We start from the raw sequence: 21,691 nt of genomic DNA, 5'->3' as shown, positions 1-21,691 counted from the left end.
GCCTCGTTGACGGGGTGTGTCCCGGTGGCTAAGCGATGACCCCATCCAAGGCCACCCCTGCCGGAGCGTTTCGATGCCTGAGACCAAGAACCAGTTCACCCCCCGCGTGTTTTCAGGAATTCAGCCGTCGGGTGGGCTGACGCTGGGCAACTATCTGGGTGCCATCACAAAATTCACAGACTGGCAGAACCGGGGCACGCATCAGACGGTGTTCTGCATGGTCGACCTGCATGCCATCACCGTCCCGCAAGCGCCCGAGACGTTGCGCCACAATACGCGCGAATTATGTGCGGGTTTTCTGGCATCGGGGATCGACCCGGAGCGGAGCATCCTGATCAATCAGAGCCAGGTGCCTGAACATGCGCAACTGGCGTGGATCTTCAACTGTGTCGCCCGCATGGGGTGGATGGGTCGGATGACGCAGTGGAAGGACAAATCCGGCAAGAACGCCGAAGCCGCGTCGCTGGGGCTTTTTGCCTATCCGGCACTGATGGCAGCAGACATCCTGATCTATCATGCGACGCATGTGCCGGTGGGTGAGGATCAGAAGCAACACATTGAATTGACGCGGGATATCGCGGCCAAGTTCAACCATGATTATGGCGTGGATTTCTTCCCGATGACCGAGCCGGTGATCGAGGGGGCGGCAACGCGGATCATGTCGTTGAAGGACGGCACGAAAAAGATGTCGAAGTCCGATCCGGTGGAGGCGAGCCGGATCAATCTGACGGACGATGCCGATGCGATTGCGAAGAAGATAAAGAAGGCCAAGACCGATCCCGACCCCCTGCCCGGCACCGTCGAAGGGCTGGAAGGACGGCCGGATGCGCGGAACCTGGTGAATATTTATGCTGCCTTGTCAGAGAGTTCCGTGGCTGACGTGCTTGCCGCGAATGACGGCAAGATGTTCGGATACTTCAAACAGGACCTGGCGGATCTGGCGGTGACAAAGTTGGCGCCGGTGTCGTCAGAAATGGCCCGGCTGATGCAGGACCCGGCAGAGATCGACCGTATCCTGGCGCGAGGAGCGGAGCGGGCGCGGGAAATCACGGTGCCGATCCTGGAGCGGACCTATGACATTGTCGGGATGGTGCGCTGAGGGCCGGATTTCGGGTTTTCCTGCCGTATTGCGGGTCGGGGGGCGACGGCATCCTGCCCTTTTTTCCGGCATATAACGGGTGTCACCCCCCGTGCACCCCCTGTGCACCCCCCGTTCATATCATCTTGCAGTCGCTTGCGAACGGTCGGGTCGACATGCGCAACACGCTGCGTTCCGGTTTACGCACAGAGGGATTCGCTTGACGGCCATTCCCCGACCCGACTAGAGCCGCGCCCTTCGGTGCGGTTCAGAAGGGATCGAGCATGGCACGACACAGCCCCGCCCTGGGTGTCGATTTCGGCACGTCCAATTCGGCCGCCGGGTATCTTCACGACGGTAAGCCCCGACTGATCGAGATGGGGTTGGGCCAAGCCAGTCTGCCGACCACCTTCTTCTTCGACTTCGAGACCCGGCAGACCCTGACCGGGGAGGCGGCGAACCGCGCGCTGCTGGAGGGGGCCGAGGGGCGGTTCATGCGGGCGCTCAAGCGTGTGCTGGGCACGACGCTGATGCACGAAAAACGCCAGATCCTGAACGAGCGCGTCACCTTCGTCGAGATCATCGCGCGGTTCCTGAACCAGATCAAAACCCGTGCCGAGACTGACACCGGGTTGACCTTCGACCGCGTTCTATCGGGCCGTCCGGTGGTTTTTCACGGAACGGGCGATGCGCGCGAGGCACAGGCCGAGGCGGACCTGCGGGCCTGTTATCTGGCGGCGGGGTTCACATCGGTGGACTTCATGTTCGAACCTGTTGCCGCGGCCATCGCCAGCGGCGCGACCGAGCAATCGGGCGAGGTCGGGCTGATCGTCGATATCGGTGGCGGCACGTCGGATTTCTCGCTGTTCCGGTCGGCTGGGGCGGATGTCGAGATTCTGGCGAGCCATGGCGTTCGCATCGGCGGCACCGATTTCGATCGTGCCATCAGCATCGAGCGGGTGATGCCACTTCTGGGCAAGGGAACGCAGCTGCGCAAGGTGATCGGTCCGGGCCTGCTGACCGCGCCCAACGCGATCTTCAATGATCTGGCAACATGGGAGAAAATACCCTTCCTCTATAACGCGCAGACCCGTCGCGCCGTCGATGAGATGACGCGCCTGTCAGAGGAGCCGGAGAAGCTGGACCGTCTGATTGCCGTTCTCAGGGATGAGCTGGGGCACGATCTGGCCTTCGCGGTCGAACGCGGCAAGATCGACGCGAATGGCGGGATGCAGCAAGCGGGTATTGCGCTGGATCAGATCGAACGGGGGCTTGGGGCACCATTGTCGGCGGATACATTGAGCAAAATTCTGACACCCTGTGCCAGTGAGCTTTGGACCGGCGCGCAGGAGACGCTGCATCTGGCCGGTCTGGACCCGTCGAGAGTCGACCGGGTGATCTATGTCGGCGGGTCCAGCCTGATGTCGATCGTGTCGGACACGATGAAAGCGCTGTTCCCGAACGCATCGCATTCGTTCAGCGATGTGTTTACCGCCGTGACAGACGGCCTTGCGCGGGCGGCGGGGCGTTCCTGATCGACAGGCCTGCGCCCGCCTCAGAGTTTCAGATGACGCGCCCTTGCACCGCGTTCTATGGCGGCGGCATGAAGCGGGTCGATCTCGAACTCATAGCGAATTTCGCGCAAAAGCTCCAACTCGGTCTGGAATACCGTGCCGTCGGCGGCCGCGACGTCGCAGGCCAGTGCATATGCCGTCTCGAAGTGGGTGTCGGGCAGGGCGTCGCGGATCAGGCCGAAGATCGCGTCGAGGCCGTCTTCCTCTTCCAGCAGATCGAAAACGGTTTGCGCGATGGCTTCCATCCGGTCCTCATCGAAGCCCGCGAAAATCGGCAGATGGTTGACGATGGATTGAATCGTCAGAAGCTCGGACGTGCGGATCGTCGCATCGGACGCGGAGACCGTGATCATCAGCGCCACCAAGGCATCCTGACCGGACATGGAGGGTGAAGATGTGTCTTGAGCGGGCATTGGCGTCTCCTTCCTCCAAGGATTTATTGACGACGCCGCACTGCCGCAATAGGTCGGATCGGCTTAAACCCATAGGATGACCCCATGACACGCCTGCGCGACGCCGCAATGACATCGAAGGCCTGGCCATTCGAAGAGGCCCGCAAGCTGGTCAAACGGTATGAAAAAGCCCCGCCGGACAAGGGATATGTCTTGTTCGAGACCGGCTATGGTCCGTCGGGCCTGCCGCATATCGGAACCTTCGGCGAGGTCGCACGCACGACGATGGTGCGGCGTGCATTCGAAATGATTTCGGACATTCCGACGAGACTGATCTGTTTTTCGGACGATCTGGACGGAATGCGCAAGGTGCCCGAGAACGTGCCGGACCCCAAGGCGCTGGCCGGGTATCTGCAGATGCCGCTGACGAAAGTGCCCGATCCGTTCGGAACGCACGACAGTTTCGGCGGGCACAACAACGCGATGCTGCGGCGGTTTCTGGACACCTTCGGCTTTCAGTATGACTTCATCAGCGCGACGGAATTCTATGGCAGCGGGCAGTTCGACGCCGTGCTGTTGCGCGCGGCGGAGCGGTATGACGACGTGATGGCGATCATGCTGAAGTCGCTGCGGGAGGAGCGGCGGCAGACCTATTCGATCTTTCTGCCGATCCATCCCGAGACCGGACGGGTATTGTATGTGCCGATGAAGCATGTGGACGCTGCAAACGGCACGGTGACGTTCGATGACGAGGACGGGCGGGAATGGACGCTGCCGGTCACCGGCGGGAAGGTGAAGTTTCAATGGAAGCCGGATTTCGGGGCGCGCTGGGCGGCCCTGGGCGTCGATTTCGAGATGTACGGCAAGGATCACGCCGCGAATACGCCGATCTATGGCGGCATCTGCCGGGCGCTGGGGGGCCGCGCGCCCGAGAACTTCACCTATGAGCTGTTCCTCGACGCGGAGGGGCACAAGATTTCGAAGTCGTCCGGCAACGGGCTTAGCATCGATGAATGGCTGACCTATGCGGCGACGGAGTCGCTGTCGTATTTCATGTACCAGAAGCCGAAGACCGCCAAGCGGATGCATTTCGACGTGATCCCCAAGGCGGTCGATGAATACCATCAGCAATTGCGCGCCTATCCGGGACAGGACCAGGTGCAGCAGCTGAACAATCCGGTGTTTCACCTCCACGGCGGGCAGGTGCCCGCGTCGGATATGATCGTGCCGTTTTCGATGTTGCTGAACCTGGCATCGGTTGCCGGGGCGGAAGACAAGGACGCACTATGGGGGTTCATCCGGCGGTATGCGCCCGATGCCGACCCCCGGACACATCCGCAGATGGATCGTGCCGCCGAAGGAGCGGTGCGGTATTACAACGATTTCGTGGCACCTGCGAAGGTATACCGCCTGCCGACCGATGCCGAACGCGCGGCATTGGAAGAACTGCGCGACAAGTTGCTTGCGTGGGACGGGGCGGTGGACGACGAAGCGTTGCAGGGGGCGGTTTATGACGTCGGGCGCGAGCGGTTCGATCCGATGCGCGACTGGTTCAAGGCGCTGTATCAGGTGCTTCTGGGGGCCGACCAGGGACCGCGCTTTGGCGGGTTCATCGCGCTGTATGGCGTGGCGGAAACGGCCGATCTGATTGACCGCGCGCTGGCCGGAGAACTTGTCGGAAACTAATCCGCGATTGATCCGTGCCTTCGGTGGTCTAGTTTCAGACGTGCAATTCGGGAGGATACGGTGTGAAGGGATTGATTGCAGGGCTGTTGCTGGCAGCCGGTATGGCGCAAGCCGACGAGGGTGCGATCCGGGGCGCGATCGGCGGCCAGATCGAGGCGTTCAAGGCCGACGACTTCGACACGGCCTTTACCTTCGCCGCGCCCAACATCCGGAGCATGTTCGGAAATGCGGACAATTTCGGCCTGATGGTCCGGCAGGGCTATCCGATGGTCTGGCAACCCGGAACGGTCGAGTTTCTGGGCAGCGAGGACAATGGCGGCGTCTGGACGCAGGAAATCCTGATCACCGACGGGTTCGGGCGACTGCACAGACTGGAATACACGATGGTCGAGACGCCTGACGGCTGGAAAATCGCCGGCGTCCAGATTCTGACGGCCCCGGAAGTCGGCGCCTGACACAAATCAGAACAGAGGCACGTGCGTTAACTCTTCTTTAACCGTGCGTCGTCAGTTTGGCCGTTGTTGAACCGGCTGAAATCGCGTTTGGCACGGAAAACCCTTCTTTTTCGAAGGCCGCTTTCCAGGGTGAAGGGCGACTTTCATCACATTACTCACAGATGAGGACTGTCCCGGCTGAACGCCGCTGGGGCGGTCCTTTTTCATTTTGCGCGACCTGCGGAAGGGGACAGGAATGAACAAGTCGATCACCGAGGGGCTCGTCCTCGCGCCCCCGGCCTTTGCGGCAGGGCTGAATGTCTGGTCCCGGCAGGACGGGCTGTCCGGATCGGATACCTATGACAATTCAGGCAACGCTGTGCTTGTGGCGGTCGATCAGGATTTCGGCGGCTGCCTGGAAATGGTCAAGACCGACAGCGTGCAGAAGCTGCGCTGGATGGGCAATACGCCGATCTTTCCGGGATGTTATTACCGGGTCACGATCCGGGTGAAGGCCATCTCGGGCAATCTGGCCCGCGTCCGTGCCGCCGCCACGCCGGTCAAGGCGAATGGCGACCTGGTGTTTGGCGCGACGACCGCAGGCCCCGAGGTGGCGCTGAGCGCCTATGGCCGGGTCGAAACCGTCAGCGTCATCCTGGGCACGGGTAACCGGGGCGGCGTGAACCTGACGTTTGGCCAGGACGTGGCCTTTACCCATGTCGGCCTTGACCTGGTCGGGCCCAACGGCGGCACGGTGCGTATCGACGACATCGAGGTCGAGGACATCACCAGCGCCTTCCTGCGGACGATGATGGACTGGGTCGACGTGCGCGATTATGGCGCGAAGGGCGATGGCGTGACCGACGATTCCTCGGCCTTCGAGCGGGCGGACGCCGATGCGAACGGACGGGCGGTTCTGGTGTCGTCGGGCACCTATCTGCTGAACAATCACGTGACGTTCAACAGCCCGGTGCGGTTCGAGGGCCGGTGCGAGATGCCGCGGTCGAAGCGGCTGAGCCTTGTGCGGAACTTCGAGATCAACAGCTATATCGACGCCTTCGACGATGAGGAGGAGGGTTTTCGCCGGGCCATCCAGGCGCTCTTCAACTTCACCGACCACGACACGCTGGATCTGATGGGTCGCCGTATCGAGCTGACCGAACCGCTGGACGTGCAGGCGGCGGTCTATGACAAGACAACCTACGCCAATCAGCGGTCGATCAAGAACGGTCAGATCGACGTGCAGAACACCGCCAGTTTCGACACGACGACAGTAACAGCGAGCGGTGACTTCGACCCGTCCAGCCCGCGCGAATTGACCAATGTGCCGAACATTTCTTCCATCGCGGTCGGATCGCTGGTGCAGGGCCCCGTCGGGGTCGGGCGCGAGGTCTATGTCAAATCGACGAACGTCTCTACCGGGGTCATCACGCTGAGCGCCGCGCTCTGGGGCGCGCCGTCGCAGCAGGCCTACACCTTCAGGCGCTTCAAATATGCGCTGGACTTCAGTGGCTTCGACCAGTTGCAACGCTTTGTTCTGGAGGATGTAGAGTTGCTGATGGCGGGACGGTCGTCCGGTATCCTGCTGCCGCCCGCAGGTCTGATTTTCCACATCAAGGATTGTTTCATCAACGGGCCGCGCGACCGTGGCGTGACCAGTCATGGGCTGGGATGTCAGGGTATGCTGATCGACCGCTGCCAGTTCCTGTCGACCGAACAACAGAAGGACGTGTCGGCCCGGCAGACCATCGGTTTCAACGTCAATGCCAACGATACCAAGATCCGCAACAACAGGGCCGTCAAATTCCGCCACTTCGCGGTGCTGGGGGGATCGGGGCACATCGTGACCGGCAACCACTTCTTCCAGGGCGACAACGATACCCTGGGCGAACGCACCGCCGGGATCGTCTTTGCCGACGCACAGGCCAAGACGGTCTTCGTCGGAAATTATGTCGACAACGCCTATCTGGAGTGGACGAACGAACATGACGGCGCGCCCGATTTCCAGTCCGAATTCTCGTTCGGGGGGCTGCAAATTCTGGGCAACATCATTTTCTCGTCAAACGTGCCCAGCAGTTATCGTCCGATCCACATCAAGCCGTTCGGTCAGGGTCACTACATCAACGGGATGACGGTCACCGGCAATAATTTCAAGACGATCCGGGGGCAGTCTCTGGAGCGGGTGGATATGGTCGATACCACCTATGCCGAACTGGACTATGGCCGGTTCACCGATGTGAACGTCCATTCCAACACCTTTCAGGCAGTCGCCAAGCAGTTCCAGAATCCGGTCACGGTGCCTGTGGTCGTGAACACGGCGGCGGCGTCATGGGAAACCGATCTGGCGGATTATATGCCCTTCAAGGGTCGGGCCAAGGTGGTAACGGCGGTCCTGCCCGACGGGGCGATCCGCACCGGCAGTAACGCTGCGGTCTGGACGATGCCCTATGCCAGCGGCAGCATCGGCGCAAACGGTCAGTCGGCGCGGGTCGTCTGGTCCGAAGCGGTGAAGGGAAAGGTCTTCGTCACCGCCCGGTGCGACGCGCCCACCTGACGGCACGAAAGACGGAGACCGGCGTGGCGGCGACCTCTCTCAGGGTTGCCGTCACGCTGCGTTTCAGCGTGGCGGTTCCGCGAATACCCGAAGGTTCGGCTTGCAGGCCCAGAAGCCCTGCAATCATCAGCGCGCGCGGCAGATGCCAGCGGTTGGACACGATCAGAACCGTGACGTCGTCCGGAAGCAGAGCCTTGGCGAACGCGATATTCTCGAACGTATTGGTGGACCGGTCTTCGACCAGGATCGCCCTTTGCGGCAGGCCGAGCGCCAGCGCGACATTGCGGGCCACTTGGCCTTCGGGCGGACCGAAACGGCCGCGTCCGCCGGTGGTGCAGATTGCGGATACGCGCCCCGTCCGCCACAGGTCTACAGCGCGTCGAATGCGCAGATCGAAGGTCGGCGACGGGGTGCCGTCGGACGACACGGCCGCCCCGAGGATCAGGGCGACGGTCTTGGGCGCCACAGGATGCGGCGGGCCATCGGGGGCAGGTCGGAATGGTGTCATTGGTCCTTCATGTCGGCAAGCTTTGCATCTGCGCAAGGGTCGCTGGACGCGGTGATGCCGCACCCCTATCGTCGATGCGACCAAGGGTACGATACAGACTGGGAATGACATGGCTTTCGGCAAGGTGATCCGCACGTATTTCGATGGCACATGGCATGACGGCGATGTCCCGGTGATGCGTGCCGCCGATCATGGCATGTGGCAGGGATCGTCGGTTTTCGACGGCGCCCGCAGGTTCGAAGGCGTGACCCCCGATCTGGACCGTCACTGCGCCCGCGTGAACCGCTCCGCCGAGGCGCTGATGCTGACCCCGACGCAGACGCAGGACGCGATGGTCGAGGCGATCCGCGAAGGGCTGGAGGGTTTCGCCCCCGATGCCGCGATTTACATTCGTCCGATGTACTGGGGCATCCACGGAAGCGAGCTGGGGCTGGTGCCGTCGGGCGAGGAAACCGGTTTCGCCATCTGTCTGGAGGAAGTGCCGATGCACGCGCCCGACAGGACCACGACCCTGACCACGACGCGTTTTCGCCGTCCGGTGCTGGAGGATGCGGTCTGCGATGCCAAAGCGGGGTGTCTGTATCCCAACAACGCCCGCATGCTGGCTGAAGCGCAGCGCGCCGGGTTCGGCAACGCGCTGGTCGCGGATGCGCTGGGCAACGTGGCGGAATCGGCCACGTCGAACGTCTTCATGGTGCGCGACGGCGAAGTTTTCACCCCCATCGCCAACGGCACGTTCCTTGCCGGGATCACCCGCGCACGTCACATCGCCAATCTGGCCCGCGACGGGGTCACCGTGCATGAAGACGTGCTGACCTTCGACGACATCCGGAACGCGGATGAAGTGTTCCTGTCTGGGAACCTGACCAAGGTCACGCCGGTCACGGCCTTCGATGACCGCCAGTATCAGGTCGGCCCCGTCACGCGTCGGGTGCGGGACATGTATTGGGACTGGGCGCTCTCGGCGGCATGATCCTGCGATTGCTCCGTGTGTTGCCGTTGATCGTTACGGTGACGGCAACTGTCTGGGCGCTTTCGACAAATCCGTTGGCACGGCCTTTCGTGGATCGGACCGCAAACGACCTGCGCATCGCGTTGGAGCGAAAGGTCAGTCGCGCGGCAACGTCGGATTGGATCGAGGGCGCGCTGGCCGATGCCGTTACGACCCGAGACGTCGACCGGGCACGGATGCTGATGGATCTGAGTGCCGATCTGAAACGGCCCGTCGATACCCGTTCGGCCGAAGCCATGATCGACGCACGTTCGGGTTGGATCACCATGGCCGCCGATTGCGCGGCCTGTATGGCGGACGTATCGACCTGTCCCACACTGACCCAGGTCGCCGCATGCGCCGTCCCGTTCGAGATGTCGCCGCTGGGCGATCTGAATGCGCTGCGTCGCGCCGGCGTCGCATGGGTTGGCGACAGGCCGGTGGACGAGTTGGATGCGGGTCTGGCGCTGGTCGGCCTGGCGGCGACGGGGGCCATTGTGGTTTCCGGCGGATCGTCGGTCACGATCAAGGCGGGCACAGGCCTTTTGCGACTGGCGCGCCGAATGGGATCGGTCACACCGGATCTTGCCCGGATGCTGCGGCTGCCCGTTCGCTGGTCGCGGGTGGACGAGGTGATGACGGGCGTCGCCCGCCTGGAGGACGCGATTGACGCGCCTGCACTGGCGCGTATCCAGTCGCTGGCGGGCGATCTGGGCCGGGTGGCCACCGCCACATCGCCCGCCGAAGCGTTGCGTCTGGCGCGCTTCGTGGACACGCCGGAAGATGCGGCGAAACTGGCCCGCGTGGCCGAGGCCGCCGGCCCCCGCACCACGCGCAGTTTTGCGGTATTGGGCAAGACCCGCGTATTTCGCGCGACCGTCAGGCTTGGCCGGATGGCGGCGGGAACGTTGCTTCTGATCTGGCTGACGGCCGCGCAGATCGCGGTCATCATCGGCACGCGGCTCAGCGGTATTGTCCTTCGGGGCCTGTTGCGCCCTGTGATTGTCGCACCAACCCGGTGGACAGAACCGCCCGCGCAAGGCAATGCTGAAAGCCATTGAAACGACGACCGGGGCACCCATGCGCAAGTTTCTCGTCATCCTGGATGACAGTCGAGAATGTCTGAACGCGATGCGTTTCGCATCGCTGCGGGCAGAACATACTAGCGGCGGCATCGAGGTCCTTTCGGTGATCCCGCCGGACGAATTCAACCACTGGATCGGCGTCGGCGACATCATGCGCGAGGAAGCCCGCGAACGCATCGTCGCCCACTTCGAGGTTTTCGCAAAGTGGATGCGCGACAAGCACGGGCTGGAACCTCATCTGGTGATCCGCGAGGGGGAACCGGTGACCGAAATTCTGGCACAGGTCACGGAAGATCCGGAGATTGGCGTGCTGGTTCTGGGCGCGTCAGCGGAAGGCAAGGGTCCGGGCCCACTTGTGACGCAACTTGCACGATCGGCGGGCAGTCTTCCGGTACCGATCACCATCGTGCCAGGCACATTGTCCAAGGAGCAGCTGGAAGATATCGCGTGACAGCCCGCCCGAGACCCTGATGCTTCGCTGATCCAGTTTAGAACGGTTCCAGATCGTTGACATCGGGGGATCGGAGGCTCACATTAGAGTCCAACCCGGAGGCACCCTCATGTTCATCCAGACCGAAACCACACCGAACCCCGCAACCCTGAAATTCCTGCCGGGTCAATCCGTGCTGGACTCGGGCACTGCCGATTTCCCGACCGCCGAAGCCGGGGAAAAGTCGCCGCTTGCACGTCGCATTTTCGCCATCGGCGGTGTGACCGGCGTGTTCTTCGGCAATGATTTCGTCACCGTGACCAAGGACGACGGAACCGAATGGGACCATGTGAAGCCTTCCATTCTGGGCGCCATCATGGAGCATTTCCAGTCGGGTGATCCGATCATGGAGGGCGAGGCCGAGGCTGCGCACGGTGCCAATCACGCCGAAGAAGACAGCGCCATCGTCGGCCAGATCACCGAGCTGCTGGACACCCGCGTCCGTCCCGCCGTGGCCCAGGATGGGGGTGACATCACCTTCCACGGGTTCGAGCGGGGGGTGGTCTATCTGCAGATGAAGGGGGCCTGCGCGGGTTGCCCTTCGTCGACCATGACCCTGAAGATGGGGATCGAGAACCTGCTGCGGCACTATATTCCCGAAGTGCTGGAGGTTCGCCCCGTTGGTCTGTGACCATGGCGAGCGTTGACCGGCTGACCCTGGGGTTCGATACTTCGGCCGCGCATTGCGCGGCCGCTTTGGTGTCGGGCGACAGGGTTCTGGCGCATCGGATCGAGGAAATGCGCAAGGGTCAGGCGGAACGCCTTATGATCCTTCTGCAAGAGGTTCTGGCCGAGGCAGGTGTCGACTGGGCCGAACTCGCAGCGCTGGGTGTCGGTACCGGGCCGGGCAATTTCACCGGAACCCGGATTTCGGTAGCCGCCGGGCGTGGCCTTTCGCTGGGGCTGGATATTCCCTGCGAGGGAGTGAGCCTGCCGGATGCCTATGCCGACGGGCGCGACGTGGTCGTCTGCCTGCCTGCGCCGCGCGATCTGGTCCATCTGGCATATCGCGGAGAGGTCATCGTCATGCCGCCCACGGGCCTTCCGGCCGATTGGTTGGCTCCGCTGACCGGACCGGCTGCGGAAAGGGTGGCGACGGCGACCGGACGCGCTGTCCTCCCTACACCCGACCTTGCCCCGCAGATCGCACGCCTTGCCGCTTGCCGCGCCGGGCGGGACCGTCCGCGCGCCGCACCGGTCTATCTGCGACCCGCCGATGCCGCGCCCGCGTCCGACCTGCCGCCGGTCATCCTGCCGTGACGCCAAAGAAGATGGCCGCCCTGCACGCGCAGGCCTTCGACGGGTCGGCGCGCTGGTCCGCCGAAAGCTTCACCGCGATGCTCGACAGGTCCGACACGATCATCGTGAGCGGGAACGATGGCTTCGCGCTGGGCCGCGTCATGGCCGATGAGGCGGAGCTTCTGACGATCGTGGTCGCATTGGCACAACGGGGTCAGGGCACCGCCCGCACCCTGTTGAGCGATTTCGATCGCGAGGCGCGCAAACTGGGCGCGACGCAGGCGTTTCTGGAAGTCGCTGCCGACAATGCCCCCGCCCGCGCGCTTTATGCCGCGACCGGCTGGATACAGGTCGGCTTGCGGCCCGGTTATTATGACGGCACAGACGCCCGTCTGCTGCGCAAGACCCTTTGACCACAGGTCATAGCCGACAGACTCAGGTTGACCTTCCGCCGTCCCTGCGGCCTTATCCCATGCATCAATGGTGACGTGGCCCCTTCGGGGTGCAAACAATAACGTCCGTTCGACGGGAGAGACCAATGACCATCAACAAGACCCTCATGGGTGCCGTGGCAACCATAGCCCTGACGGCCGGAACGGCCTTCGCCGAGCCCGGCCTGATCATCGACCTTGGCGGCAAGTTCGATAAATCTTTCAATGAATCCGCTTACAACGGCGCACAACGCTGGGTCGAGGAGACCGGGGGCGACTACTCCGAGACCGAACTGGCCAACGAAGCCCAGCGCGAACAGACCATGCGCCGCATGGCCGAACGCGGTGCGAACCCCGTCGTCGTTCTGGGCTTCGCCAATGCCTCGACCCTCGAAGTCGTCGCGCCCGACTATCCGGACACCGAGTTCGTGATCGTTGATATGGTCGTCGATCAGCCCAACGTGAAATCGGTCGTCTTTGCCGAACATCAGGGCAGCTATCTGGTCGGCATGATGGCCGCCATGGCGTCCGAGACGGGCACCGTGTCCTTCATCGGCGGCATGGACGTCCCCCTGATTTCCAAGTTTGCCTGTGGCTATGCCCAGGGTGCCAAGGCCGCAGACCCGGATGCCAATGTCATCGTCAATATGACCGGCACGACACCCACCGCATGGAATGACCCGGTCAAGGGTGCCGAACTGACCCGCAGCCAGATCAGCCAGGGTTCCGACGTGGTGTTCGCCGCCGCCGGTGGCACCGGGATCGGTGTGCTTCAGGCCGCTGCAGATGCCGGTATCCTTTCGATCGGTGTCGACAGCAACCAGAACTACCTGCACCCGGGCCAGGTTCTGACATCGATGGTCAAGCGCGTGGACAACGCCGTCTATGACGCCTTCACCAAGGGCGCCGCGGGTGAGCTGGAGACCGGCATTTCGGTCATGGGACTCGATAACAACGGCGTTGGCTTCGCGATGGACGACAACAACGCGGATCTGGTCACCCCGGAAATGGTCGCCGCCGTCGAAGAGGCCAAGGCCAAGATCATCGCAGGCGAAATCGAAGTCCACGACTTCACAACGGACGGCAGCTGCCCCGCCTACTGAGGCAGCGACACCGACAAGACCGGACGGGGCCCTTCGGGGCCTCGTTCCCGTATCACGACCGGCCGGGGGATGGGCATGGACGAGACACTTGCGATCGAACTGCGCGGCATTTCCAAGGCGTTCGGGCCGGTGCAGGCGAACAAGGACATCTCAATCCAGGTCAAACGCGGAACCATTCATGGCATCATCGGCGAGAATGGCGCGGGCAAGTCGACGCTCATGTCGATCCTTTACGGATTTTACAGGGCCGACTCGGGTGAGGTATTCATCGGCGGCAAGAAAACCGAAATTCCCGATAGTCAGGCCGCCATCGACGCTGGCATCGGCATGGTGTTCCAGCATTTCAAATTGGTCGAGAACTTCACCGTTCTGGAGAATGTCATTCTGGGCGCCGAAGACGGCAGGCTGCTGAAGCCGTCGCTGGCGAAGGCCCGCAAGCTGCTGAAGAAGCTGGCAGACGATTACGAGATGGACGTCGACCCCGACGCCATCATCGAGGACCTGGGCGTCGGTCAGCAGCAGCGCGTCGAGATCCTGAAGGCGCTGTATCGCGAAGCCGATATTCTGATCCTGGATGAACCGACGGGTGTGCTGACTCCCGCTGAAGCCGACCACCTGTTCCGTATTCTGAAAGGTCTGCGCGACGAGGGGAAAACGATCATCCTGATCACCCACAAACTACGCGAGATCATGGAGATCACCGACACCGTGTCCGTGATGCGGCGCGGCGAGATGACCGCGACCGTCAAGACCGCCGAGACCTCGCCCGAACAGCTGGCCGAGCTGATGGTCGGCCGCAAGGTCTTGCTGCGGGTGGACAAGACGCCTGCCACACCCGGCGCTGTCGTGCTGGAGGTCGAGAACCTGCGGGTGGTCGACGACCGAAACGTCGAGCGTCTGCGCGGCATCGACCTGACCATCCGGGCGGGCGAAGTGCTGGGCATCGCGGGCGTATCCGGCAACGGACAGTCGGAATTGCTGGAGATTCTGGGCGGCTATGCCAAGGGCACCGGCGTGATCCGTGTGAACGGCCAGCAGATCGACATCACCGGGTCCGCGTCCGACGCGCGCACCCGCCGCGCGCGCGGCATCGCCCATGTGCCCGAAGATCGGCAGCGCGAAGGTCTGATCATGGATTACCGGGCGTGGGAAAATATCGGCTTCGGGTATCATGATGACCCGAAATTCAACTCGGGCCTGCTGATGCATAATTCGGCGCTCAAAACCGACTGTGTCGACAAGATGGAGCGGTTCGACGTCCGCCCGCCAGACCCGAATCTTGCCGCCAAGAACTTCTCGGGCGGCAATCAACAGAAGATCGTGCTGGCCCGCGAAATCGAGCGAAACCCCGACCTTCTGCTGATCGGCCAGCCCACCCGCGGCGTCGATATCGGCGCCATCGAGTTCATCCACCAGCAGATCGTCGCCCTGCGCGATCAGGGCAAGGCGATCCTTCTGGTCAGCGTTGAGCTGGACGAGATCATGGCTCTGTCCGACCGCATTGCCGTCATGTTCGATGGCCGGATCATGGGAGAACGTTTGCCGTCCGAGACCAATCAGGGCGAGCTTGGACTGTTGATGGCGGGCATCACGGAGGATGCGGCATGAACGACGCCATGCCGAAATGGGCCGACATCGTCCTGATCCCACTTATCAATCTGGCTCTGGCACTGTTCGTTTCGGGGCTTGTCGTGGCGCTGATCGGCAAGAACCCGTTCGAGGCATTGTATATCCTCGTGAACGGATCGGTCGGATCGGCCTATGGCTGGGGCTACACGCTGTTCTATGCCACCAATTTCATTTTTACCGGCCTGAGCGTCGCGGTCGCGTTCCACGCGCGTCTGTTCAATATCGGCGGCGAAGGTCAGGCGGCATTGGGCGGGCTGGGCGTGGCCCTGGTCGCGCTCTCCATCGACTGGCCGCACTGGGCACTGGCCCTGCCCGCCGCCGTGATCGGGGGAATGATCTTCGGCGCGCTCTGGGCTGCCGTACCAGCCTACCTTCAGGTCCGGCGGGGCAGTCACATCGTCATTACGACGATCATGTTCAACTACATTGCCGCCGCGCTGATGGTCTATCTGCTGGCCAATGTGCTGAAAGTGCCGGGCAGCGCCTCGCCCGAAACCGCGCGTTTCATCGAAGGCGCGCGCCTTCCCAATGCGGCTGATATTCTGCCGTGGGTCGGCTTTTCCAGATCCACGCCGCTGAACGTCAGCTTTCTGGTCGCGGTTCTGGCCTGTATCGGGGTCTATTTCCTGATCTGGCGGACCCGCCTGGGCTATGAAATCCGCGCTTTCGGCCATTCGGAACCCGCTGCGCTCTATGCCGGTATCTCTCCTGTCAGGATCACCATGCTCGCGATGCTTATTTCGGGCGGTCTGAGCGGGTTGATGGCGATCAATGCCGTCATGGGCGAGGCGGAACGTCTGGTGCTGGACCCGGTACAGGGCGCGGGATTCGTCGGCATTGCGGTCGCGCTGATGGGTCGGTCGCATCCACTGGGCGTGTTCATCGCGGCGCTGCTGTTCGGGGCGTTGTATCAGGGAGGAGCCGAACTGACGTTCGAGATGAACGGCATGACGCGCGAAATGATCCTGGTGATTCAGGCGCTCGTGATCCTGTTTACCGGCGCGCTGGATAACATGGTGCGATCGCCGGTTGAACGAATGTTCCTGTCGCGGAGACGTCAGCCCGAGGCGCCGCTGCCGACCACACCGTTGCAACCGGGCGGCCATCCAGACGATGCGAAGATCGAGCCATGAGCGGCCCTTTGCACGTCCTTTCCGGTCCGCTGCCGCATCCAGGCATGCACCAACCATCTGCGGCCTTCCGCCTCGCCACCGACAGGAGCTGACATGGACTTCCTCGGCGTCATTCAACTGCTCGACTCCTCGCTGCGTCTTGCGACACCGCTTCTTCTGGCCTGTCTGGCAGGCCTGTTCAGTGAGCGGGCAGGAATTTTCGACATCGGGTTGGAAGGCAAGATGCTGGCCTCGGCGTTCTTTTCGGCGGCGGTCGCCAGTTATACCGGCAGCGTCTGGATCGGTCTGATGGCGGGTATCGGCGCGTCATTGGTGCTGGCGGCGATCCACGGTGTTGCGTCCATAACTTTCCGCGGCAACCAACTGATTTCGGGCGTGGCGATCAACTTTCTGGCGTCCGGCCTGACCGTCGTGATCGGCGAAGCATGGTTTTCGCTGGGCGGACGGACCCCGCAACTGGAAGGCGCGGCACGGTTCCAGGAAATCACCCTGCCCTTTGCCAATGCGGTTCGCGATGTCCCCTATCTGGGGCCGATCTACGCGGACTTTCTGTCGGGCCATTCGATCCTCGTCTATGTCGCGCTGGCCCTTGTCCCGATCACTTGGTGGGTATTGTTCCGCACCCGGTTCGGCCTGCGCCTGCGCGCGGTTGGCGAAAATCCTGCAGCGGTGGATACTGCGGGCGTCAGCGTCGTGGGCTTGCGATATGCCGCGGTGATGATCTGCGGTGTGCTCACCGGCATCGCCGGGGCCTATCTGGCGACCGCCCTGTCGGCAGGCTTCGTCAAGGAGATGTCGGCCGGACGCGGGTTCATCGCGCTGGCCGCGCTGATCTTTGCCAAGTGGCGGCCCTGGTATGCTTTGGGGGCGACGCTGCTGTTCGGCTTGCTGGAGGCCCTGGGCAACCGGTTCCAGTCGCTGGACCTGTTCGGCATCCCGATCCCGACGCAGTTCATGCAGGCCCTGCCCTATATTCTTACTGTCGTGATCCTGGCCGGGTTCGTCGGTCGGGCCATCCCGCCGCGCGCCGGGGGGGAGCCCTATGTCAAGGAACGCTGAAACCCTGACCACCCTGATCCGCGACCGGGCCGGGGTCGAGGCACCGCGTCTGGGTCTGATCCTCGGGTCCGGCCTGGGTCATCTGGCGGAGCAGGTCGAGGGCGTCGCCATCGACTATGCCGACCTGCCCGGTTTCCCCCATGCGGGCGTGTCCGGGCACAATCCCAGGCTGGTGATCGGCGATCTGGGCGGGACGCGCGTTGCCGTCTTCGGCGGGCGGACGCATTATTACGAACAGGGACGTGCCGATGCGATGCGCCTGCCGCTGGAGGTCCTGGCAAAATTGGGCGCCGAGGGTATGATCGCCACCAACGCCGCAGGCAGTCTGCGCCCGGACATGCCGACCGGATCTCTGATGCTTCTGTCGGACCACATCAATTTTTCGGGACTGAACCCCCTGATCGGAGAGCCGACCGATCGCAGATTTGTCCCGATGGGCGATGCCCACGATCCTGCCTTGCGTGCCGCGCTGCGCAATGCGGCACAGGCCGAAGCGGTCGAGATGCACGAAGGAGTCTATGCCTGGTATTCCGGCCCATCTTTCGAGACGCCCGCCGAAATTCGTGCGATCCGCGTACTGGGTGCCGATGCCGTGGGCATGTCCACGGTGCCGGAAATCATACTGGCCCGGTTCCTGGGGATGAAGGCAGCTGCGATCTCGACCATCACCAACATGGCGGCGGGACTGAGCGACGAAGCGATCAGCCACGACCACACCAAGGCCATGGCCCCTATCGGAGCGGCCAAGCTGGAGCGGGTGCTTCATCGGTTTCTGAGTGAACCGGACTAGCCGGACAATGTGGCCAGTCACACCTTTGGCTTAGGTCCAGAAGGGGAAGTTTACGTCGTCTCGGGGTTTTCAATCCGGCAGGGGGTTTGACCGCCTGCCCCCAATCTTGTTTAGGGGTGATATCCACCGCATGAGGTGCCCCTTGCAGATATATCTTCCGATTGCCGAAGTTTCGGTCAATGCCTTCCTTCTTTTAGGATTGGGTGGACTGGTAGGCATCTTGTCCGGCATGTTCGGCGTGGGTGGCGGTTTTCTGATGACGCCACTCCTTTTCATGATCGGCATCCCCCCAGCCGTCGCCGTCGCGACCGAGGCGAACCAGATTGTCGCCTCGTCCTTTTCCGGCGTTCTGGCGCATTTCAAGCGAAAGACGGTGGATTTCCGAATGGGGCTGGTCCTGCTCGTCGGGGGTCTGATCGGGGCCGCGGTCGGCGTTCAGGTCTTCGCCATACTGCGCGAACTCGGGCAGGTGGATCTGCTGGTCAAGCTGTCCTACGTGCTCTTTCTGGGTGTGATCGGCGGACTAATGTTCCTCGAGTCCCTGAACTCCATCCGCAGGGCCCGCAGCGCAGGCCCTGCGCCCAGAACGGTGCGCCGTCAGCGAAGCTGGATTCACGCACTTCCGTTCAAGATGAAGTTTCGAACATCCGGCCTTTATATCAGCGTGATCCCCCCGGTTATCGTCGGCTTGCTGGTCGGTGTTCTGGCCGCGATCATGGGCGTCGGCGGAGGGTTCATCATGGTGCCCGCGATGATCTATCTGCTGGGAATGCCCACCAAGGTCGTCGTCGGCACATCGTTGTTCCAGATCATTTTCGTCACCGCTTTCGCGACAATGCTGCATGCCACGACCAACTATACCGTCGATATGGTGCTGGCCGTCCTGCTGCTGCTGGGCGGCGTCGTGGGTGCACAGATCGGAACGCGAATCGGCGTCAAAATGAAAGCCGAGCAGCTTCGCATCCTGCTGGCTATCCTGGTTCTGGTGGTCTCCGGCAAGCTGGCGCTGGACCTTCTGATCGAGCCGGCCGAACTGTATTCGGTCGGTTTCGGAGGTCAGGAATGATCCGCCTTCTGCTGATCCTGCTGGTCGCGGGCCTGCCGCTTCGCGCCGAAGAAATCGTGGCTGACCTGAGTCAGGATCGCATTTCGATATCGACCAACTTCGATGGCTCCGAAATTCTCGTGTTCGGCGCCATCAAGCGCAATGCGCCACAGCCGGTCGGGACCGACATGGCCGTCATCATTACCGTAACCGGCCCGCGCGAGAACATCACGGTCCGACGCAAGGCGCGGCGGTTCGGCATCTGGGTCAACACAGACTCGCGCGAAGTGAATGGTGCACCGAGCTTCTATTCCGTGTCGTCGTCGATTCCGCTGTCCCGTGCGCTGACCCCCGCGGAAGATGACCGCTGGCGCATCACCACGGCCAGCGCCCTGACCGCGCCGGACATGACCACGATGACGGATAACGACCCGGAATTCCTCGAGGCGCTGATCCGTGTCAACACGGCGGCGGGCACCTATGGAACCGCCGAAGAATCGGTGCAGGTCCGGGACTCGACGCTCTTTTCCGCGGATATCGCACTGCCTGCGGACCTGACCGAAGGCAATTACAACACCCGCATCTTTCTGACCCGCAACGGCGAGGTCGTGGACAGCTATGCGACGTCGATCTACGTTCAGAAGGTCGGGCTGGAACGCTGGATCTATGCGCTCGCCAATGACGAACCGATCCTCTATGGGCTTCTGTCGCTGTTCATCGCCATCGTCGCCGGCTGGGGGGCCAGCGCGGTCTTCCGCCTGTTCAAGAACTAGCACACGTCAGCCGCGCCCGGCCCCATAGGGCGTCGCGCTCGCCACGATCGTCATGGTCAGCACGTTCGTTTCTTCGGGCACCGACGCCATGTGCAGGACGGCCAGAAAGAGTTTCGTCGTGGCCGCCCCGATGCCCGATGATGCACCGGTGATGAGGATGCTTTTCAGGCGTCGTCGCTTTGCCGTTCCAGGGTCAGGGCCACAGGCTCCACCCGCAGGTCCGATGTATCCAGCGGCACCCTGGGCATCGCCAGCGCGTAACGTTTCACCCAGATCAACCGGGTGACTGCGCGGGTGATGGCGACATAGGCCAGACGTTTCCAGAGCTGCTGCCCCGCCTCCATCCGACCGGCCCGGCTCGCGGCATAAAGATCGGGCGCGAAAACCTGCACGCTGTCCCACTGGGACCCCTGCGCCTTGTGGGTCGTGACGGCCGCCCCGTGCAGAAACGCCGCTCCCATGCGAGCGGCAAAGGGCAGGAAAGGCTCTTCTTCGTCGGGGTGTTCGATCTTGACGATACTGCTGACCGAAATTTCCGGGTCGGGCGCGCCGACAACGTGCAGTTTGGAAAACCCCGGCTTGCGACCCGGCCCCAGATAGACGACCTGCGCCCCCTTGATCAGGCCCCGCGCTTCAAGGTCGATCCGGCGCTTGCGATGTTTCAGGGGCAGTTCCAAACCGTCGCAGATCAACGGCTCACCCGGCAGCAAGTGGGTATCGTCGGCCCCGTGCGCCTGCCGGAAAGCGCGGATCAGGCGGATGCGGGTTGCATTGCGCCAGACCAGAACAGGCGACCGCGCCATCAGATCACTGTCGACCCGGCCTGCGACGACGACGCGATCGTCCCTGGCCGCCGCCGCTTCTATCATCTGTTCGAAGCTGTGGAAATCGAGAGCCGGGTCGCCCAGCGCGTGTGCCAGGTCGAGGATCGGGTTGTCGGCCTCTTGTCGATGCACCCGCTCCAGATGCAGATGATCGGTGCCTGAAAAGCGGTCGAAGACCATCCGCCCGGACTGGTTCACCGGGGCCAGCTGCGCCGGGTCGCCGAACAGCACGAGGGTCGGGAATATCTCTTTCAGATCTTCGTACTGCTTGTCGTCCAGCATCGAGGATTCGTCGACAAATCCGATGTCCAGCGGGGCTTCGCGGCGTTTCCAGCCGGTTATGAAATCCGACCCGCGCAACCCGGCGGAGGCCAGAGCACCGGGCACCGATGACGTCTCGTCATAGACCCGTTTGGCGCGGTCGAGCATTTCGTCGCTGATTCCCTCGACCTCGGGCCGGTCGGCGTCGCCCGCCAGCCACTCGGCGATCCGCTCGTACTGCGGGTCATAGACCGGGGTATAGAGGATGCGATGGATCGTCGTGGCGGGCACACCCCGCGTGCGCAGGACTGACGCCGCCTTGTTGGTGGGGGCCAACACCGCCAGCGTGCGCTTGTCCTTGCGCTTGCGTTCATAGTCACCCGACACCAGATCAAGACCCGCTTCGCGCATCGACTTGACCAATTCGGCAAGCAGCAGCGTCTTGCCCGACCCGGCCCGACCCGTCACCGCCAAAACGCGGCTGTCTTCATCGGGCCGCTCCGATGCCCAGCCGTCGGCCAGGGAAATGCCGCTGTCGGACAGAATGTCGGCAATGCGGTCCCAGGCTTCGGCCTGATCGCTGGAGAGTTGGGGGGCGGGATCGCTCATCGC

General features: G+C 62.8%; 21 protein-coding genes. 18 read left to right on the top strand and 3 right to left on the bottom strand.

Features of this window, described 5'->3' with window-relative positions; genetic code table 11:
* Positions 1-73 precede the first annotated feature (73 nt).
* Together trpS and BMY38_RS04730 are read left to right on the top strand one after the other, a co-directional pair.
* Positions 74-1,099 (top strand): tryptophan--tRNA ligase, encoded by a 1,026-nt coding sequence (trpS, locus tag BMY38_RS04735; protein WP_092760223.1) that lies wholly within the window; start codon positions 74-76, stop codon positions 1,097-1,099.
* Positions 1,100-1,362: 263 nt separating this feature from the next.
* The gene (locus tag BMY38_RS04730; protein ID WP_092760221.1) at positions 1,363-2,613 is read left to right on the top strand and encodes an Hsp70 family protein; all 1,251 of its coding nucleotides are present in this window, start codon (positions 1,363-1,365) and stop codon (positions 2,611-2,613) included.
* Positions 2,614-2,633: 20 nt separating this feature from the next.
* Here BMY38_RS04730 and BMY38_RS04725 read toward each other — a convergent pair whose 3' ends face one another.
* Positions 2,634-3,065, bottom strand: a complete 432-nt coding sequence (locus BMY38_RS04725; RefSeq protein ID WP_092760219.1) for a tellurite resistance TerB family protein — start codon at positions 3,063-3,065, stop codon at positions 2,634-2,636.
* 84 nt (positions 3,066-3,149) lie between these two features.
* Between BMY38_RS04725 and BMY38_RS04720 the strand changes: the two genes are divergently transcribed.
* The 3 genes from BMY38_RS04720 to BMY38_RS04710 all read left to right on the top strand — a co-directional run bounded on the left by BMY38_RS04720 (position 3,150) and on the right by BMY38_RS04710 (position 7,718).
* The gene (locus tag BMY38_RS04720; RefSeq protein ID WP_092760217.1) at positions 3,150-4,730 is read left to right on the top strand and encodes a lysine--tRNA ligase; all 1,581 of its coding nucleotides are present in this window, start codon (positions 3,150-3,152) and stop codon (positions 4,728-4,730) included.
* A 62-nt stretch (positions 4,731-4,792) separates the two neighbouring features.
* On the top strand, positions 4,793-5,185 hold the full coding sequence (locus BMY38_RS04715) for a DUF4864 domain-containing protein (RefSeq protein WP_092760215.1): 393 nt from the start codon (positions 4,793-4,795) through the stop codon (positions 5,183-5,185).
* A gap of 235 nt (positions 5,186-5,420) precedes the next feature.
* Positions 5,421-7,718 carry a glycosyl hydrolase family 28-related protein gene (locus BMY38_RS04710; protein ID WP_092760213.1) on the top strand — a complete coding sequence of 766 codons (2,298 nt, stop codon included), beginning with the start codon at positions 5,421-5,423 and terminating at the stop codon, positions 7,716-7,718.
* Here BMY38_RS04710 and BMY38_RS04705 read toward each other — a convergent pair.
* Entirely contained in the window at positions 7,690-8,226 is a 537-nt protein-coding gene (locus BMY38_RS04705; RefSeq protein WP_175495769.1) for a YdcF family protein, read from the bottom strand. The two genes, BMY38_RS04710 and BMY38_RS04705, sit on opposite strands and share 29 nt — an antisense overlap.
* Before the next feature lie 109 nt (positions 8,227-8,335).
* Between BMY38_RS04705 and BMY38_RS04700 the strand changes: the two genes are divergently transcribed.
* The 13 genes from BMY38_RS04700 (at position 8,336) to BMY38_RS04640 (ending at position 19,994) form a co-directional block, all read left to right on the top strand.
* Positions 8,336-9,199: a branched-chain amino acid aminotransferase gene (locus tag BMY38_RS04700; protein ID WP_092760209.1), complete on the top strand. Its 864-nt coding sequence runs from the start codon at positions 8,336-8,338 to the stop codon at positions 9,197-9,199.
* Positions 9,172-10,278 (top strand): hypothetical protein, encoded by a 1,107-nt coding sequence (locus BMY38_RS04695; protein ID WP_092760207.1) that lies wholly within the window; start codon positions 9,172-9,174, stop codon positions 10,276-10,278. Before BMY38_RS04700 ends, BMY38_RS04695 begins: the two co-directional genes overlap by 28 nt.
* Before the next feature lie 19 nt (positions 10,279-10,297).
* Positions 10,298-10,753 (top strand): universal stress protein, encoded by a 456-nt coding sequence (locus BMY38_RS04690; RefSeq protein WP_092761201.1) that lies wholly within the window; start codon positions 10,298-10,300, stop codon positions 10,751-10,753.
* 109 nt (positions 10,754-10,862) lie between these two features.
* Entirely contained in the window at positions 10,863-11,423 is a 561-nt protein-coding gene (locus BMY38_RS04685; protein WP_092760205.1) for a NifU family protein, read from the top strand.
* A 2-nt stretch (positions 11,424-11,425) separates the two neighbouring features.
* A complete protein-coding gene (tsaB, locus tag BMY38_RS04680; protein WP_092760203.1) occupies positions 11,426-12,052 on the top strand; it encodes a tRNA (adenosine(37)-N6)-threonylcarbamoyltransferase complex dimerization subunit type 1 TsaB in 627 nt (208 codons plus the stop codon).
* The gene (locus BMY38_RS04675; protein WP_092760201.1) at positions 12,049-12,444 is read left to right on the top strand and encodes a GNAT family N-acetyltransferase; all 396 of its coding nucleotides are present in this window, start codon (positions 12,049-12,051) and stop codon (positions 12,442-12,444) included. Before tsaB ends, BMY38_RS04675 begins: the two co-directional genes overlap by 4 nt.
* Before the next feature lie 125 nt (positions 12,445-12,569).
* Positions 12,570-13,565, top strand: a complete 996-nt coding sequence (locus tag BMY38_RS04670) for a BMP family lipoprotein (protein WP_092760199.1) — start codon at positions 12,570-12,572, stop codon at positions 13,563-13,565.
* 75 nt (positions 13,566-13,640) lie between these two features.
* The gene (locus tag BMY38_RS04665) at positions 13,641-15,173 is read left to right on the top strand and encodes an ABC transporter ATP-binding protein (protein WP_217638780.1); all 1,533 of its coding nucleotides are present in this window, start codon (positions 13,641-13,643) and stop codon (positions 15,171-15,173) included.
* Positions 15,170-16,327 (top strand): ABC transporter permease, encoded by a 1,158-nt coding sequence (locus tag BMY38_RS04660; protein WP_245737494.1) that lies wholly within the window; start codon positions 15,170-15,172, stop codon positions 16,325-16,327. The genes BMY38_RS04665 and BMY38_RS04660 overlap by 4 nt, the downstream gene beginning before the upstream one ends.
* 93 nt (positions 16,328-16,420) lie before the next feature.
* A complete protein-coding gene (locus BMY38_RS04655; protein WP_092760195.1) occupies positions 16,421-17,386 on the top strand; it encodes an ABC transporter permease in 966 nt (321 codons plus the stop codon).
* A complete protein-coding gene (locus BMY38_RS04650; protein WP_092760193.1) occupies positions 17,370-18,176 on the top strand; it encodes a purine-nucleoside phosphorylase in 807 nt (268 codons plus the stop codon). Before BMY38_RS04655 ends, BMY38_RS04650 begins: the two co-directional genes overlap by 17 nt.
* Before the next feature lie 142 nt (positions 18,177-18,318).
* Entirely contained in the window at positions 18,319-19,242 is a 924-nt protein-coding gene (locus tag BMY38_RS04645) for a sulfite exporter TauE/SafE family protein (RefSeq protein WP_092760191.1), read from the top strand.
* Complete coding sequence (locus BMY38_RS04640; RefSeq protein ID WP_092760189.1) at positions 19,239-19,994, top strand: TIGR02186 family protein; 756 nt, start codon at positions 19,239-19,241, stop codon at positions 19,992-19,994. The genes BMY38_RS04645 and BMY38_RS04640 overlap by 4 nt, the downstream gene beginning before the upstream one ends.
* 164 nt (positions 19,995-20,158) lie before the next feature.
* Here the strand turns inward: BMY38_RS04640 and BMY38_RS04635 are convergent, their stop codons facing one another.
* Positions 20,159-21,688 (bottom strand): ATP-dependent DNA helicase, encoded by a 1,530-nt coding sequence (locus BMY38_RS04635; protein ID WP_092760187.1) that lies wholly within the window; start codon positions 21,686-21,688, stop codon positions 20,159-20,161.
* Positions 21,689-21,691: the final 3 nt, after the last annotated feature.

It is taken from the genome of Jannaschia helgolandensis, from assembly GCF_900109285.1.
Taxonomy (GTDB): Bacteria; Pseudomonadota; Alphaproteobacteria; order Rhodobacterales; family Rhodobacteraceae; genus Jannaschia; species Jannaschia helgolandensis.
This window is presented reverse-complemented; position numbering and strand designations above follow the sequence as displayed.

What these genes read in the sequence shown, in the direction of transcription:
- trpS (WP_092760223.1), top strand. Translation starts at nt 74, where the DNA reads ATGCCTGAGACCAAGAACCAGTTCACCCCCCGCGTGTTTTCAGGAATT.
- BMY38_RS04730 (WP_092760221.1), top strand. Translation starts at nt 1,363, where the DNA reads ATGGCACGACACAGCCCCGCCCTGGGTGTCGATTTCGGCACGTCCAAT.
- BMY38_RS04725 (WP_092760219.1), bottom strand. Translation starts at nt 3,065, where the DNA reads ATGCCCGCTCAAGACACATCTTCACCCTCCATGTCCGGTCAGGATGCC.
- BMY38_RS04720 (WP_092760217.1), top strand. Translation starts at nt 3,150, where the DNA reads ATGACACGCCTGCGCGACGCCGCAATGACATCGAAGGCCTGGCCATTC.
- BMY38_RS04710 (WP_092760213.1), top strand. Translation starts at nt 5,421, where the DNA reads ATGAACAAGTCGATCACCGAGGGGCTCGTCCTCGCGCCCCCGGCCTTT.
- BMY38_RS04705 (WP_175495769.1), bottom strand. Translation starts at nt 8,226, where the DNA reads ATGACACCATTCCGACCTGCCCCCGATGGCCCGCCGCATCCTGTGGCG.
- BMY38_RS04700 (WP_092760209.1), top strand. Translation starts at nt 8,336, where the DNA reads ATGGCTTTCGGCAAGGTGATCCGCACGTATTTCGATGGCACATGGCAT.
- BMY38_RS04690 (WP_092761201.1), top strand. Translation starts at nt 10,298, where the DNA reads ATGCGCAAGTTTCTCGTCATCCTGGATGACAGTCGAGAATGTCTGAAC.
- BMY38_RS04685 (WP_092760205.1), top strand. Translation starts at nt 10,863, where the DNA reads ATGTTCATCCAGACCGAAACCACACCGAACCCCGCAACCCTGAAATTC.
- tsaB (WP_092760203.1), top strand. Translation starts at nt 11,426, where the DNA reads ATGGCGAGCGTTGACCGGCTGACCCTGGGGTTCGATACTTCGGCCGCG.
- BMY38_RS04670 (WP_092760199.1), top strand. Translation starts at nt 12,570, where the DNA reads ATGACCATCAACAAGACCCTCATGGGTGCCGTGGCAACCATAGCCCTG.
- BMY38_RS04665 (WP_217638780.1), top strand. Translation starts at nt 13,641, where the DNA reads ATGGACGAGACACTTGCGATCGAACTGCGCGGCATTTCCAAGGCGTTC.
- BMY38_RS04660 (WP_245737494.1), top strand. Translation starts at nt 15,170, where the DNA reads ATGAACGACGCCATGCCGAAATGGGCCGACATCGTCCTGATCCCACTT.
- BMY38_RS04655 (WP_092760195.1), top strand. Translation starts at nt 16,421, where the DNA reads ATGGACTTCCTCGGCGTCATTCAACTGCTCGACTCCTCGCTGCGTCTT.
- BMY38_RS04650 (WP_092760193.1), top strand. Translation starts at nt 17,370, where the DNA reads ATGTCAAGGAACGCTGAAACCCTGACCACCCTGATCCGCGACCGGGCC.
- BMY38_RS04640 (WP_092760189.1), top strand. Translation starts at nt 19,239, where the DNA reads ATGATCCGCCTTCTGCTGATCCTGCTGGTCGCGGGCCTGCCGCTTCGC.
- BMY38_RS04635 (WP_092760187.1), bottom strand. Translation starts at nt 21,688, where the DNA reads ATGAGCGATCCCGCCCCCCAACTCTCCAGCGATCAGGCCGAAGCCTGG.